This is a genomic window from Exilispira thermophila, from assembly GCF_055389015.1.
The window spans coordinates 954,933-969,997 of record NZ_AP042476.1; the positions used below are offsets into that span (position 1 = coordinate 954,933).

The 15,065-nt window shown below is 21.3% G+C and carries 12 protein-coding genes and 1 tRNA gene; 3 read left to right on the forward strand and 10 right to left on the reverse strand.

Annotated features, from left to right (window positions below; translation table 11 throughout):
* Nucleotides 1-198 precede the first annotated feature (198 nt).
* Nucleotides 199-2,427, reverse strand: coding sequence for an alpha-hydroxy-acid oxidizing protein (locus tag ACZ5EC_RS04125; RefSeq protein ID WP_464303696.1), 2,229 nt, complete (start codon nucleotides 2,425-2,427; stop codon nucleotides 199-201).
* A 74-nt stretch (nucleotides 2,428-2,501) separates the two neighbouring features.
* A complete protein-coding gene (gene dinB, locus ACZ5EC_RS04130) occupies nucleotides 2,502-3,653 on the reverse strand; it encodes a DNA polymerase IV (protein ID WP_464303697.1) in 1,152 nt (383 codons plus the stop codon).
* A 71-nt stretch (nucleotides 3,654-3,724) separates the two neighbouring features.
* Here dinB and ACZ5EC_RS04135 point away from each other — a divergent pair, with 71 nt between their 5' ends.
* Complete coding sequence (locus tag ACZ5EC_RS04135) at nucleotides 3,725-5,266, forward strand: hypothetical protein (protein WP_464303698.1); 1,542 nt, start codon at nucleotides 3,725-3,727, stop codon at nucleotides 5,264-5,266.
* An 80-nt stretch (nucleotides 5,267-5,346) separates the two neighbouring features.
* Here the strand turns inward: ACZ5EC_RS04135 and ACZ5EC_RS04140 are convergent, their stop codons facing one another.
* Nucleotides 5,347-7,326 carry an ATP-dependent helicase gene (locus ACZ5EC_RS04140; protein ID WP_464303699.1) on the reverse strand — a complete coding sequence of 660 codons (1,980 nt, stop codon included), beginning with the start codon at nucleotides 7,324-7,326 and terminating at the stop codon, nucleotides 5,347-5,349.
* 293 nt (nucleotides 7,327-7,619) lie between these two features.
* Nucleotides 7,620-8,012: a hypothetical protein gene (locus ACZ5EC_RS04145; protein ID WP_464303700.1), complete on the reverse strand. Its 393-nt coding sequence runs from the start codon at nucleotides 8,010-8,012 to the stop codon at nucleotides 7,620-7,622.
* Nucleotides 8,013-8,116: 104 nt separating this feature from the next.
* Here ACZ5EC_RS04145 and ACZ5EC_RS04150 point away from each other — a divergent pair, with 104 nt between their 5' ends.
* Entirely contained in the window at nucleotides 8,117-8,410 is a 294-nt protein-coding gene (locus ACZ5EC_RS04150) for a hypothetical protein (protein WP_464303701.1), read from the forward strand.
* A complete protein-coding gene (locus ACZ5EC_RS04155) occupies nucleotides 8,410-9,270 on the forward strand; it encodes a tetratricopeptide repeat protein (protein WP_464303702.1) in 861 nt (286 codons plus the stop codon). Before ACZ5EC_RS04150 ends, ACZ5EC_RS04155 begins: the two co-directional genes overlap by 1 nt.
* Before the next feature lie 3 nt (nucleotides 9,271-9,273).
* On the opposite strand, the gene ACZ5EC_RS04160 is transcribed toward ACZ5EC_RS04155, so the two are convergent.
* From ACZ5EC_RS04160 to ACZ5EC_RS04185, 6 genes are all read right to left on the reverse strand, one after another.
* Nucleotides 9,274-9,726 (reverse strand): hypothetical protein, encoded by a 453-nt coding sequence (locus tag ACZ5EC_RS04160; RefSeq protein ID WP_464303703.1) that lies wholly within the window; start codon nucleotides 9,724-9,726, stop codon nucleotides 9,274-9,276.
* A 137-nt stretch (nucleotides 9,727-9,863) separates the two neighbouring features.
* On the reverse strand, nucleotides 9,864-10,334 hold the full coding sequence (locus tag ACZ5EC_RS04165) for a flavodoxin family protein (RefSeq protein ID WP_464303704.1): 471 nt from the start codon (nucleotides 10,332-10,334) through the stop codon (nucleotides 9,864-9,866).
* A gap of 82 nt (nucleotides 10,335-10,416) precedes the next feature.
* Nucleotides 10,417-11,490 carry an IS110 family RNA-guided transposase gene (locus tag ACZ5EC_RS04170; protein WP_464303705.1) on the reverse strand — a complete coding sequence of 358 codons (1,074 nt, stop codon included), beginning with the start codon at nucleotides 11,488-11,490 and terminating at the stop codon, nucleotides 10,417-10,419.
* Nucleotides 11,491-12,159: 669 nt separating this feature from the next.
* Nucleotides 12,160-12,232, reverse strand: a tRNA-Met gene (locus ACZ5EC_RS04175).
* Nucleotides 12,233-12,371: 139 nt separating this feature from the next.
* Nucleotides 12,372-13,019 carry a nicotinate (nicotinamide) nucleotide adenylyltransferase gene (gene nadD, locus ACZ5EC_RS04180; RefSeq protein WP_464303706.1) on the reverse strand — a complete coding sequence of 216 codons (648 nt, stop codon included), beginning with the start codon at nucleotides 13,017-13,019 and terminating at the stop codon, nucleotides 12,372-12,374.
* Nucleotides 13,020-13,276: 257 nt separating this feature from the next.
* Nucleotides 13,277-15,061 (reverse strand): ATP-binding cassette domain-containing protein, encoded by a 1,785-nt coding sequence (locus ACZ5EC_RS04185; protein WP_464303707.1) that lies wholly within the window; start codon nucleotides 15,059-15,061, stop codon nucleotides 13,277-13,279.
* Nucleotides 15,062-15,065 lie beyond the last annotated feature (4 nt).

The window sequence follows — 15,065 nt, forward strand, 5'->3', positions numbered from 1 at the left end:
TCATTTTAACATCAAAAAGTCAAAATTTTTTTTAAACCTATTTTTTTGTAAAAATTATTAAAGTGTAGTTTATTTTATTAGAATAGTAACTAAACTATCTAATATTATTCAGTTTATATTTGATTTAATGGTTAAAAGAATTTTATAAATAGTTTTATCTTACAATTTGTTAATATAACAACAAGCAAGCTTAGAAATTTAGTTTAAATATTTTTTTATATTTGTTATCTGCTTATAATATTTATCAAATAAAAATTTGACTCCTTCAATTCCACCACCTGCTGCATAAATTGCAAAAGGCCTTCCAATTAAAACATAATCAACACCTAATAAAAAAGCCTTTATAATATCTTCACCATTTCTAAATCCACCATCAATTCCAATCTTAATATTTTTATTAATTTTTTTTAAATATTTTATATCAATAGATTTTAATACTTCTATTGTACTTAAAAGGGAAGAATTTACTCTTCCTCCATGATTAGAAATTATGAATGATTCAAATCCATATTTGGTCAGTTTTACCATATCATAAAAATTCATTATCCCTTTTATTATTAGAGTTTTTTTTGAGTTTTTTTTCAAAATTAAAAGTTCTTCAAAAGAATATTTTTTTACAAAACTATCACTTTTATTCATAGTTGTTAAATTAAATGAATCAACATCTATAGCGATTGCATTTATTGGCTTATCATTAAAAAACTTGATTCTTTTTAACATTAAGTTTATTTCTCTAGGTTTTAAAGTAATAATTCCATTATACTGAACTTTACTCAGTATTTTATCCATATATAAATATTTATTTATTGAAGATCCATCCCCTAAAAAAGATAAAAATCCAGCTTCTATTGCACCTTTTAATAAAGATATATAGAATTCTTTTTCATCAAGTTTTCCACCTAAATTAGACTTAATACCAGTAATTGGAGCTATAAAAATAGGAAATTTTACCTTGTAACCAAAAATATCTGAATCAAACTTTTTAATAAGAAAATTATTAATAATTTTTTTTACTTTATTTTTTGTATAAAATATCTGTGGAATTTTATAGTTTCTTAAATCATAATAATTTTTAATAAAAACTTCATTTTCATTTTCCCCACCCATACCTGGAATTTGACCAATGCACCCTTTTCCATCACAAACTGAACATACCTTACAACTGCCATTTAAATTTATTCTTGCTTCCTTTAATAAATATTGTTCAAAATTATTCTCCAGTTTTAATTTTTCAAATTTAATTTTTTCAAAATCTGGTTCCTCTTTAGAAAAAGCATAAATAATATTTGAATAATATTTTGATGAAACAAAATCATTTCTTATATATTTTGAATGTATTTTATAAATTCTAAAATCATCATTTTTAATATGAAGATTTATATTCTCATTATCATAAATTTTTTTCAAAAAAATAAATTTTTCACTTTTAGTTTTAAGAAATTCTATATAATCAAATTTATTTGGATTTATTCCAATTGTTGATTTTAAATAATTTTCAATTATATCATATTCAAGATAATTATAAACAGGCTTATCAATAAAAAATCCACCTTCTAAACGTACATTAATATCTAACAGGTAAAAAATATCATCATTTTTAATTATTTTAATTTCAACTGGACAATTTTTTAAACCAATTTTTTCTATTATTATTTTGCCAATAGATATTAATTTCTTTACAAGAGATAAATTTATTTTGTTATTTCTATAAATTTCTATTGGATATTTGTTATCTTTATAAATAATATTCCATATTAAAATAGGTTGAATTTGATTTTTTCCAGATAGAAATACTATTTTATATACAGAACCTTTTAAATATTCCTGAGCTATAATTTCACCTGTTGGAGAATAATTTTTTGCATATAAAAATGCTTTTTTTAAATTATGTTCTTTATTTTTTTCTTTTACTATAACAATTCCAGTGGAACCACTATTTTCAGTAGGTTTTAATATAATGGGAAACAATAATTTTTTAGTTTTAATTTTATCCAGAAGATCTTCATAATACCATATTATATGTGATGGGATCAAATTTAAACCTGATTCTTTTATAATTTCTTTTTTTAAAACAAAATAATTATACAATTTAAATTTATTAGATAATATATCAGATACTTCAAAATTAAATGAATTTATTTGTAATAAAGACGAAAGAGCTGCAATTGCACTATTTGCATCGGTATCTACAGAAGTTACACCTACAAATTTAAAACTCTCTTTTTTCTGTTTAAAAAACCTTACAAGAGAATCCACATCTTTTATGCTAAGATTAACTGGATAATCTGCATATTCCAACCCAGGGGCATTTATATCAATATCTACTATAAAGAGATAATAGTTCTTTTTTTTTAATTCCTTAATAAATGGTAAATCATAAGTTGATCCCCCTAAAATTATTAAAGCTTTTTGTTTTCCATTTTTCATTTTAAAACCTTAAACTTATATAATATTTATTTCTTTTATTATTCACATATTTTTTTTCTTTTCCCTTTTAAATATTATCTAAATCCTTTTTTAATAATACTAGAATTATATTTTTTATTAATTTCATTAATTTTTTTTAGCAAAATTTCTTCTTTATTATTTTTATTAAATAAAATATCCTCTGTCTTAACTATATCAAAAAACTTTACTCCAATTAATCTAATTTTTTCTTTTTTTAATTTCATTTCACACAGTTTTTTAAACAGTTTTACTACTTCATCTTCAAAATCAAAGACATTTATAGAATATTGGCTAAAACTCTTCTGTTTTTGATAAGTTTTAAAATTAGAATCCCTTACTTTTACTCCTATCCCTTTAGCTTTTAAATCTTTATCTGTTAATCTTAAAGATAGTTCCCATACCATTTGTCTAATATATTCAATTAATGTTTCGTTAATTTCAATATCATGATCAAAAGTTGATTCTGTTGATATAGAGTGAGATTTTGATTCATTTTTTAAATTATTTTCCTTAAGAAATGTTTTAAAATAAAGTGATTCAACCCAATTTCCAAATTTTTCTTTTAAAAATCCAATATCTTTAGAATAAAAATCTCGCATTTTATAAATTCCATATTTATTTAATTTTTCTATAGTTTTCTTTCCAATACCAGGAATTTTTTTTATATCAAGACTCTCTATAAATTCTTCAACATTTTCTTTACTTATAAAAACAAATCCATCAGGTTTTTTTAGATCTGACGCAATCTTTGCAAGCATCTTACATGGAGCAATTCCAATTGAACATGTTAAATCAAACTTTCTTTTAATATCTTCTTTTATCATCTTTCCAATTGTGGTATAATCCTTATAATAAGGAACCATACCTGTAATATCGATATAAGCCTCATCAATACTAACCTGAAAAACTTCAGGAGAAAATTTTCCCAATAGTGAGAATATCTGTTTTGAAATTTGTGAATAATATCTTATTCTTGGTTTTATAAAAATTGCTTCAGGACAAAGGGATTTTGCAATTGAAGAAGGCATAGCTGAATGAATCCCATATCTTCTAGCTTCATATGAACAGGTAGAAACCACCCCCCTTGAAGACGGTGAAGAACCAACACATATTGGTTTATTTCTATAGTTAGGATTATCTCTTTGTTCAATTGATGCAAAAAATGCATCCATATCTATATGTAAAATATACTTTATTTTCTTCATAATAATTTGATTTTTTTTAGATTTATTATAAATTTCTAATTGCTGTATTAATAATATAATTTTGAGGTAAAATGTCAATTTTAGAAAAAATATTATCGTTATTTTCATTTTCTTCTGATCCAAAAACTATACAACTTAAAAAAATATCAAAAGAAATACTTTTAGAAAATCCAAAATATTTTAATCCTAAAAAAAAGATTTTTTATAAAAATTTTGGAAAAGATATTTATTATTTATATAAAATTCTTGTAAAATTTCAAAAACCATTAGTACTTTTATTTACAAATAATAAAACAAAAACAATTACACTTAAATTATTTTTACATCATCTTATTGATAAAGAAATTGTTGTTTACTTAAATTTGCTTGAAGATGATAATATAAACAAAATAGCTCAAAAATATGGTATTGATAAGACTTATAAATATTATCAAAAAATAGAAAATATTCTTTCTACAAAATTAAATAATGAGGTAAATCATCAAATTAACTCTATTTTTAACTTTTTGAAAGATCTTTATGAAATAACCAATTTTAATTGGGGTTCTCTAATAAATAAATTTTATCCTAATTTCACTCCAGGTATTAATAAAAAACAAAATGATATATTTGTAGATGTAAAAGTAACAGATTCTTTTATAGTTATTTTAGAAGACCTTGTTTTTATATTAAAAAATTTTAATTTTAATATTGAATACACAAAATATCTTCAATTATATCTTCAAAAATACTATAAAACAAAAAAAATAGATTTCAGTTTACTTGAATTTAAAAAAAATATAAAAACTCTTCAAAAATTATTTAATATTAATTTCTCCCCTTTTAAGTTAGAAAAATACCTAAAATATTTAAAAAAAGATCCTGATTATAAAGTTAATCTTATAAATAATCCAGATAATAATTACCTATTTAATTATTTTCATCAAAAAATCAATTCAGCAAAAATGAAATTAAATAACCTGATTATAGAAAAAAAACAAAATAGCACTAAAAAATTAGTTACTGAATTATTTGAAGAACATGAACTTTTAAAATCATCTTATTATAATAAAGCTGTATCGGATAAATTACAAATGGTTGATCTACCTAAATTAAAATACACTTATCAATTTTCTATAACTAAATCATTTGTTATTCTATATTATGAAGCTAAATTTAAAAATGTTCTTTCTTCTTTAATTTTTAAAACTGAATTTAATGATATGGAATTAAACGAATCACTTAATAATACATTACATGATTGTAATGAACTTTTATTCAGAATTAATAATTTTGAAGAAAAACTAGTGTTTTTAGAAAAATTATTTAACATAATTATGAAAAACCCAAATTCAATAAAAGCATCTAAATCATTAAAAGCAAATTATGCTAATGAAATAATTAAAATCAATGATAAAGCTCGTAATACCATTATTTCAATATACAATTCTTTAAAGTTTCTTTATAATACTTTATTAATCATTTATGAAGATATCAAAAACAAAAATAACTCAAGAATTAGAAATATAATTAATGGTCTTGATCAATTATATTTTAATAACATATCATCTTTTGAAAAAAAATTAAAAATTTATATTGATGTTATTGAAAATTTAATGGAAATAAAACAATAATAATTTAAAATTTTAACTTTCTTAAAATGCAAAAATCATCTATTTGATAAATCAAATACAATTTTTTTTAAAACATAATATTATTTTTTTAAAATATTTTTCAACATTTCAAGGTCTTTAGCTTCAATTTTATTTTCATGTTTACTTTTATCATATTCGATTAGATTTTCAGGTATTTCATCCAGAAATCTTGAAGGGAACACTTCATATTTTTTACCATACTTTTCTCTATTTTCACAAAATGAAAGATATAATTTTTCCTTTGCTCTGGTCATTCCTACATAAAATAATCTTCTTTCTTCTTCAATTTGATGTTCAACTAATGCTCTTGATGAAGGAATAATACCTTCTTCAACACCAATAATAATAACAATCTTAAATTCCAATCCTTTTGCAGTATGAATTGTTAATAAATTAACTGAATTTTTTTCCTCATCATCCTGATCCATACCTTGCTTTAAATATATTAGCTTTTCTATAAATTCATAGAAATTTTTATTAGGTTCTCTTTTTTTAAATCCATAAATTGAATTTATAAATGATTCTACATTATCCCATTTTTTTTCAAAGTTATTGGCTTCTGTATGTTTTTGTAAATATTCTTTATAATTAATTTCTCTGATAAATTCATTTATTTTATCAGGAAAATTTTTACTTTTTGTAATATTATCTCTATAATTATTTATAATTTTATATAATTCTGACAGTTTAATTATCTCTTTAGAGCTAAATGGTTCAAACTTATCTTTTGTTTCAAAAGCTAATTTTAATATATCAATTATAGTTAACCCTGTTTTTTTTGAAAATTCGTTAATTTTTCTAACTAAATTTATTCCTATCCCTCTTGTAGGAGTGTTTATAATTCTTAAAAGAGAAATATCATCTTTTGGATTAAAAAATACCATCAAATAAGAAATAATATCTTTAATCTCTTCTCTATCATAAAAATTATATCCCCCTTTAATATTATAAGGTACCCCTTTAAATCTAAATATCTCCTCAATATTTCTTGATAAAAAATTATTTCTATACAAAACTGCAATATCTTTATATTTAACTCCATTTTTGAATAAATTATCCATTACTGTATCATAAACAAATTTTGCTTCATCATCAGGATTATTTGAAGAATTGATAATGATGTTTTCTTTTCTTAGATTAACTGCTCTCATTATTTTAGATTTTCTATATTTATTATTCTGAATTAAATATGCAGCAGCATTAATGATTGTTTGAGTTGATCTATAATTTTTATCTAAAATTACAGTTTTACAACCAGGGAAATCATTTTCAAATCTTAATATATTTTCAATTGTTGCTCCTCTAAATGAATATATCCCCTGATCATCATCTCCACAAGCTGTAATAAATTTATATTTAGAACTCAAAATCTTAACTATCTTATATTGCAAAATATTGGTATCCTGATATTCATCAACAAGAATATATTTGTATTTTTCCTGATATTTTTCTTTAATACTCTCTATCTCTAGAAGTTTTAAAAAATTAATTAAAATATCATCAAAATCCATAGCATTGTGGGATATAAGAAATTCCTGATATTTTTTGTATATACTTTTTATTATATCACCATCAATTTTTCTTTGAAACAAAGAATTTTTATATAACGAAAACATTTTATATAAAAGTTTAGGATTATACTCTTTATTTGATAAATTAAGATCTTTTAATACTTTGTTTATTGCACTTATTGAATCGTATTCATCATATATAGAAAAATTCTGTTTGTAATCTGTATTTTCACTTTCAATTCTTAGTATCTTTGCTGCAAATGAATGAAATGTTCCTGTGAATACATATCTTGCACTGCTGCCAAGGAATTTTTCAAGTCTTTCTTTCATTTCTCTGGCTGCTTTGTTAGTAAAAGTTAGTGCTAAAATATTTGAGGGTTTAACTTTTTTTTCACTTATTAGATAAAATATTTTACCAGTAATAACTCTTGTTTTTCCAGAACCAGCAGCAGCCAGAATTAGAAGTGGCCCTTCATTATATAATACTGCCTCTTTTTGTTTATCATTTAAACTTTCAATTATTTCCAAAACATAACCTCAAGAATTATTTGTCTAAATAAGGTAATGATTTTAATGATTTTTTCAACAATAATATTTATAAATATAGATATAAGGTATAAATAATAAATGTTAGGAAATTATTTTTTTTAATAGAAAAGTATTATTTTTTTTAAGTTTCATAAAAATTATTGAAAAATATTAATTCTTTGAATAGATACTAAAATAATCTATTCTAACAAATTAATAAAAAATTTGTAAATTAATAAAAGAAGAATAAAAATATGAGTAAATTTTTTAAAAGGTAAATAAAAAAAAGTAATTTAAAACTCTATTTTTAGTTCAGAAGTATTATTTATAATTTCAATATCCTTTTTACTAAAATCTAATGTTGAATATTCCTGAACCATAATGTTTGGTAAGAAAACTGTAATTCTATAAATTTTCTTATTTTTTAAAACAACATGCATAAAACTATAAGGAGCTTTGTGATCAACCTTTATAAAAAAGATCTTATTAATATATTTTTGTGGCACATATAAAGTTTTTACATATCCTGTATATGAAAAATAATATACTTTAGCTCCATATCTTGAAAGTTGACAATATTTTATCCTGAAAATATAATTTTCCCATACATCCTGGTTACCAGTTTCTTGTGCAAAAACAGGAATTATAAAGGCTAATAGTAGTATAAAAATCAAAATCCTTTTCATAAATATTCTCTCCATATTTTTTTTATTCTTTTCTTTAATATAATTTTCGTTTTTTTATTTGTCAATATTGATTTTTTTTTATTTTATTTTATTAAATTAAGTACATGAATAAAAATAGTTCAAATAAAAATAGTTCAATAGATAAATATGATAAACTTTTATTAATCCGAAAAGGTAATGAACTTTTCAATAAGGGAAATATTAAATTAGCAGCAAAAATTTTTTTAACAACTGGTTATAAAGATGGTTTAATAAGAATTGGCGACTACTATTTATTTGAAAAAAGAGATGTTGCAAAAGCTTTAAAGTACTATAAACTTTCAGGGTATAAAAAAAGAGAAGAATTACTTGCTGAAAATATTGCTAATTTATTAAAAGTTTGGTTAAAGGAAAAATAATGAATCAATTAAAATTTAATGAATTTACAGAATATATTGAAAAACTAATAAAGTCAAAAAGTTTTGGTGAAGCAATTGAACAAACTATAAAATTTTTTATTGATGACAAAGACAATCCTCAATTTTATGTTACAATGGGAAAAATTTATGAAAATTTTGATATAAAAAATGCTATAGATTATTATCAGGAAGGTTTAGCAAAACATCCAGATAATATCTATCTTTTGATAAATTTAGGATTTCTTTACTATAATAATAAAAAATATAGTGAAGCTTTAAATTATCTTCTAAATGCATTATTGGATGATATTACAAACATAAAAATATTAACTGCTGTTGGAAATATTTATAAACATTTTAACAAATTTAATAAAGCTTTAAAATATTATAAAGTTGCATATGCACTTGATAATACCAATATATTTGCATTAATGGGTTTAGCTGATTCTTATAGAGGTTTACTTAATTATTCAAAATCTTTAGAATATTGGTTAATTCTTAACCAACTGCAACCTAATAATAAAATTTTTTATACAAGAATAGGAGATAGTTATAGAAATTTAAATCAATTTGAAAAAGCTTTAGAATATTATGATAAGGCTCTAGAAATTGATTATGATTTTTTTGCTTATATTGGAAAAGCAAAGATTTTACGAGAATTACAAAATTATGAAGAAATATTTAAAATTAATGATCTTTTAAAAGAAAAAGAAAAGAACAATAGCCGCTATTTTTATGAATTTACCAAAATATTTCTTTCAATTAATGAAAATGACTATGCAAAAAATCTTTTTGAAGAAGCTAAAGAAAAGTTTAAAAACAACAAACATATAATGCAACTTGAACAATATTTTAAATAAATATTAATAATAGTTTTTTCCTTTTGCACCTTTAAAATATTTAAAATTATATTTATAAAGATCATCATTTTTTTCAAAATTCTTTATAAAATCCTGTAAAATTAATAAATAAAAAAACGATGCAAAAAGAATATAAATTAGTACATATAAATTTTTATTTTTAAAAGTTTTATATTTCGGGTAATTTACTTTATTATAAAAATAAACAAATTTTTCATTTTCTTTTTTCTTTAACAAAAAAATTCTTAAATTTTCAACATCTTTTTTATTTTGTAATTGGTTAATTATTCTTTCATAAGATTTCTTTTTTTCTTCATAAAACTGCAATTTTTCTTTCAAATAATTTTTTTGTTCGAGCAATGATAGATAACTATAAAAACTAATTGAAGAAAAAACAATTATAACAAAAAGTATAAATAAAAGAATTACATTTATTGATTTGTTTAAGAAATTCATCAATTTTTTTATCGGAGAATTAAATTATGACTGTAGTATCATTTTTTATCTTACATTATATTTTTTGGGATTTTATTTCGTTTTTATATTTAGGTTTAACTATAAACTTAAAGCATTTTGCTATTTTTCTAAGCAAATTAAATTTTATTTTTTAATGCATTTATAAATTCTTCTATTTTAGTTTTATATTCTCCTGATTTGTATTCTTTTGAATTAATTTCAACTTTTTCAAGTGGTAATTTTGTTAGCTCCTGCATCTGTACAAATATTTTTCCACCATTATCCATACATGTTGTAAAAAAAGCAACGTTTTTAATTTTTTTTCCATAATATGTTAAATAAGTTCTTACAGGTGAAGATAAACTACCAGCCCATGTAGGGGACCCTATAACAACTAAATTATAATTTTCTGGATCATTCTTTATTTTATTAATCTTTACTAACTTTTTTGTCATAGCTTCATAACCTGATATTAAAAAACCAAATATACCTTTTCTTTTTTTATTATCACTGATAATTTCAACATCACAATTAAGATTTTGAGAAATTTTTAAAGCAATATTTTTTGTTATCCCTGATCTTGAGTAACATACTACAAGAGCCTTCATAAATACTCCTATAAAAATCAATATTAAATATCAAAAAATCTGCTAATTTATATAAACGAGGTAAAACCTCAAATCATTGCTTTCAGGCAACGGAATAATCTTTATTTAACAATATATCATTTGATTTTACTGGATCATATTCACAACCATTTTTTAATAATGTCCATACCAATTTACTTAACTTTCTTGAAGTTGCTATTATTGCTTTTCCACTTCCTTTTATTTTTTTCATATTTCTATAAGATTTCATATATCTATTTTCTCTTTCTCTTTTTACCCTTATCATACCCATTGTCATCTGTACAAATGCTGTTCTCAATTCTTGTGAACCTCTTTTAGTTATATTCCCATATCTTTCTTTGTCTGCTGAATTTTGTACCCATGGTACCAATCCACAATAAGAAGAAAGCTTTTTATATGAACTAAATTTATTTATGTCATCTATGTAAGCCCTTAAAGTAATTGAAGTTATCAATCCACATCCTGGTATTGTCCTTAGTATTCTTACTGCTTCATCTTTTTCTGTCATCTTTGAAAGCTCTTTCTCTATTTCTGATATTAAACTTTCTATACTATTTATTGTTTTTATTATCCCTGATACTATACTTTTTTTTATTGGGTCCGATATTTGTTCTATAATTTTTACCCTTCCTGTTTTTGTGTTAAGCTGTCCATTCTTTGTTCCTATACCCATTTCTAACATTATTCCATGTATTTGATTCTTTAAACTTACATTGGTCTTTTTTAATACTGACCTATGCTTTAATAAATCTCTTAAATTTTTACTATCTTCTTTACATAAATTTACTTCTGGTATCATATCTTTTGATAAAAATTCTGCTAATGTCCTTGCATCATGTTTATCTGTTTTGTTTATTGATTCATTTATTACTTTAAACTTTAAGGTATTTACTACATGTACTTTAAATCCATAATTTTCCATTTCTCTTTTGAAATATCTTGTATTTCCCGTAGATTCTACTGCTATTTCTATTTCTTCTGGTTCGGATAATTTCTTTAACAATCTTACAAATTCCATATATCCTTCTTTTTTTGTAGAAAATTTCCAATTAATATCTGCAATCCTTTGTTCTAAATTTTTTATACATACTGTCATTTGATGCTTGTGTAAATCAACTCCAACTGATAGTTTCATCTGCCTCCTCCAATTATTTTTTTTTAATTGAAAGCAGATTCTTTACGATATTTATTACAGAGAATAATCCATTCTCCTATTCAATCTGGATTGTTAAAATCCGATTATTATGTTGATTCGGCTGTAGGCTCTTCATTCTCCTAAACGGTCTTTTTGACCAAATTAAATGTCGAACCTAAGCCTATCTGCTTTCAGGTTTATTTTCGTTGCCTGAAAGCAGTTTCTTTATCCCCTGCTATTGATTTTTATCACATCTCCTATTTTTTAATAGAATCTTATATAAATAATATTTTTTATAAATAATATAATATTGAAATATTTTAGCAATAAAATATAAATTTAAATTTAAAAATATTTGGTTTATCTATAATTAATGTCAATATTTTCATCAAGCAACGAAATTATTTATAATTCTGGAATTATAAATAATTTACACACTATTATTGATATAATCAATGATTTAATTCTATTTAAATTAAAAACAATTAGTAATTAGTAAAATTATTAAACAAGTATCGTTATATTCAAAAATTAAATATAACGGTTTTTAAAAGATTAAATATAGTAATTTTTAAATAAATTCAACATAGAAATTTTTTAAGAAATAAGCAAGAGTTGAATTGTTTATATACAAAAAAACTTCCAGGTTAATTTCCTGGAAGTTTAGATTAGCGGCGAAGGGACTTGAACCCCTGACAAACCGGATATGAGCCGGTTGCTCTACCATCTGAGCTACGCCGCCATTGCTTTTAGATAATTACCAAATTTATTTATTTTTGTCAAGTTAAAATATAAAACTTTTTTGTATTTAATTATTATCTATTCTTTGTTTTAATACTTCTAAAACCTGCTAATTCACTTTAATATTAATTTAAAATTATTTAAAGATATAATCCATTATTTACAATATAATAATAAACATTTTCTTTTAAATATATCTTAAAATATTTTCTTTTGTGTATTAAATTTCTAATTTTCGTTGAAGAGATATCATAATAGGAATTCAAAAGGAAATAATCATATTTTTTATCACAACCAACTATTTCCTTTTTAACTACATTTGAATTTAAATTATTATAATTGTTATAAAAAGATTTTTTATAATTATAATCAAATATATCTATTTCATTTCTTGAAACACAAATTAAATTACAATTCTCTAGAATATATTCATAATTTTTCCATTGTGTAAATCGGTTTATCCAATCCTGTCCTATTATTAAAAACAAATCTTCTTTTTTTAATTTAAATCTTTCTTTAAAATATTTAATGGTTTTAAATGTATAAGATATTCCATTTTGTTTAATTTCAAAATCTGAAATTTTAAAAAAAGGGATATCAGATATGGACATTTTAACCATATTAAATCTATGATATGTTGAATCAGAAAGATGCTTCTTATTAATAGTTTTTTTTGATGGAACAAAATATATTAGATCTAGTTTAAATTCATAATAAACATCCAGGGCAATATATAAATGCCCCATATGTGGAGGATTAAAACTCCCAGGAAAAATAGCTATTTTCATTTATTATTTCCAGAAAAATAATTTAAAACATAAATTGTTTTAACTCAACATATTCAAAAAAATTGAATTAAAATAATCAAATTATTTTAATTAATGACTTTCCTGAAAAAAGGTATATAAAACTTTTAAAAATTCAATAAAAATATTTTCCAAACATTTTTTATAATTTTTCAAAAAGTTATCTTTATAATACAACAATTTAATTTTTTTTATTAAAATTTTTTGTTAAAAACTATAATAAACTATAATAATATGTACTATTTCTCAAAATACTTATTATACAACATTTTATAATAATTCTCATTTTTCAAAAGCTCTTCATGTTTACCTTCTTCAATTATTTCACCATTTTTCAACACAAATATGTTATCAAGAAAAGATGTTATGGATAACCTGTGTGTTATAAATATAAAAGTTGAATTTTTAAAATCATTACTATTTATAATATTTTTTATCAATCTTTTTTCAGTTTCTTGATCCATTTCTGAAAATGCTTCATCAAATACATAGATTGGTTTTTCATATAATAATTCTCTAAAAATGCATATTTTTTGTTTCTCTCCACCTGATAAAATTGAACCATTGTTTTTTAAAAATGTATCCTCTGAAATATTGTTTTTACTTAATAATTTATCTATTTCAAGTAATTTGAATAAAAGTTCATATCTTTTTTTATCATACTCATCCATAAAAAAAGTTAAATTTTCTTTTAATGTTGAAGTAAATATATATTTTTGTTGAGTTAAAATGTTTACATTTGAAATAATATAATTTTTATCAATATTTTTTAAATCAATATCAAATAATTTTATTAAACCTTTATAATTTTTATACATACCTGAAAGTAATCTTATAATTGTTGATTTACCTGAACCAATTTCTCCAACTATTCCTATCCTCTGTTCATGATAAATTTTAAAATTATATGAAAATTTAATTTTAGAAGGATTATTATAACTAAATTCTACATTTTCAAAAGATATAATTTTATCCCCTTTTTTCAATTGTTTTATTATGTCCTCTTTTAATATGATTTTTGTTTCTTTAACATTTTTTTCTTTTAATTTATATTTTATATTTCCTTCTTCAATATCAATCTCTTTTGCAAGAATATCATTTATTCTTTTAAAAGCACAATTATTTATAATAAATTGTTCTCTTAATTGTAAAATTTCAGAAACAGGTTGAATAAGACCTGAAACTATAAAAATTAGTGCAAAGAAATCACCAAAAGTTATTTTTCCATTAATAAAAAAATATCCAGAAAAAATAAAAACAAATATCAATAAGATATAATAAATAGTATATTTTAAAGAATTGCTTAATTGATTGATTTTATAATAATTTACAATATTTTTATTTTCTTCTTTAAAAACTTTTTTTAAATAGTTTTTAATACCATATTTTATTTTTTTTGGTTTATATTGCAAATAATTTATTGAATTAATAAAATCGAATTGTAAAGAATTTGATTTTTCTTTATAATCAAATGCAGTATTTTCTCTCTTACGAATTTCTTTATACAGAAATGTAGTTTTTAAATATAAAGATATAAAAACTATAGGAATCAATACTAAAAAAAGATAATTAATTTTTATAATTAAAATTGTATAAATTATAATATTCAAAAAATAATATGGAATATTATAAAATAATAATGGGATATCTTGTCTTATTTTATAAATATCTAAAAAAAGGGTATTAAAATAATAAACACTTTCTATTTTTTTTATTTTATCAATATTAAGATTTAATATTTTTCCAGTAATAAAAAGTCTTTTGTTCTGATATATATCTCTTGCTTCTTTTGTTATTAAAATATTTCCATAATAATTTAAAACTAAGTTAAAAGCATATAAAAAAATTATAGTAATAATATATGGAAAATAAGAGTTTATATTTTTGTTAATAGATAAAATGTTAGCAGCTAATTTATAAAAATATGGAACAACACTTATACAGATTGATGATAAAATAAATATAAAAGAACATAAAATTAGATTTCTATTTTTAAATAGCTCTTTTCTATTATAGATTTTCATAAAA

Bases quoted from the DNA above. Each gene is read 5' to 3' on its own strand.
- ACZ5EC_RS04150 (WP_464303701.1), top strand. From the start codon at position 8,117: ATGAATAAAAATAGTTCAAATAAAAATAGTTCAATAGATAAATATGAT.
- ACZ5EC_RS04160 (WP_464303703.1), bottom strand. From the start codon at position 9,726: ATGAATTTCTTAAACAAATCAATAAATGTAATTCTTTTATTTATACTT.
- ACZ5EC_RS04155 (WP_464303702.1), top strand. From the start codon at position 8,410: ATGAATCAATTAAAATTTAATGAATTTACAGAATATATTGAAAAACTA.
- ACZ5EC_RS04165 (WP_464303704.1), bottom strand. From the start codon at position 10,334: ATGAAGGCTCTTGTAGTATGTTACTCAAGATCAGGGATAACAAAAAAT.
- dinB (WP_464303697.1), bottom strand. From the start codon at position 3,653: ATGAAGAAAATAAAGTATATTTTACATATAGATATGGATGCATTTTTT.
- ACZ5EC_RS04125 (WP_464303696.1), bottom strand. From the start codon at position 2,427: ATGAAAAATGGAAAACAAAAAGCTTTAATAATTTTAGGGGGATCAACT.
- ACZ5EC_RS04170 (WP_464303705.1), bottom strand. From the start codon at position 11,490: ATGAAACTATCAGTTGGAGTTGATTTACACAAGCATCAAATGACAGTA.
- ACZ5EC_RS04185 (WP_464303707.1), bottom strand. From the start codon at position 15,061: ATGAAAATCTATAATAGAAAAGAGCTATTTAAAAATAGAAATCTAATT.
- ACZ5EC_RS04145 (WP_464303700.1), bottom strand. From the start codon at position 8,012: ATGAAAAGGATTTTGATTTTTATACTACTATTAGCCTTTATAATTCCT.
- nadD (WP_464303706.1), bottom strand. From the start codon at position 13,019: ATGAAAATAGCTATTTTTCCTGGGAGTTTTAATCCTCCACATATGGGG.
- ACZ5EC_RS04135 (WP_464303698.1), top strand. From the start codon at position 3,725: ATGTCAATTTTAGAAAAAATATTATCGTTATTTTCATTTTCTTCTGAT.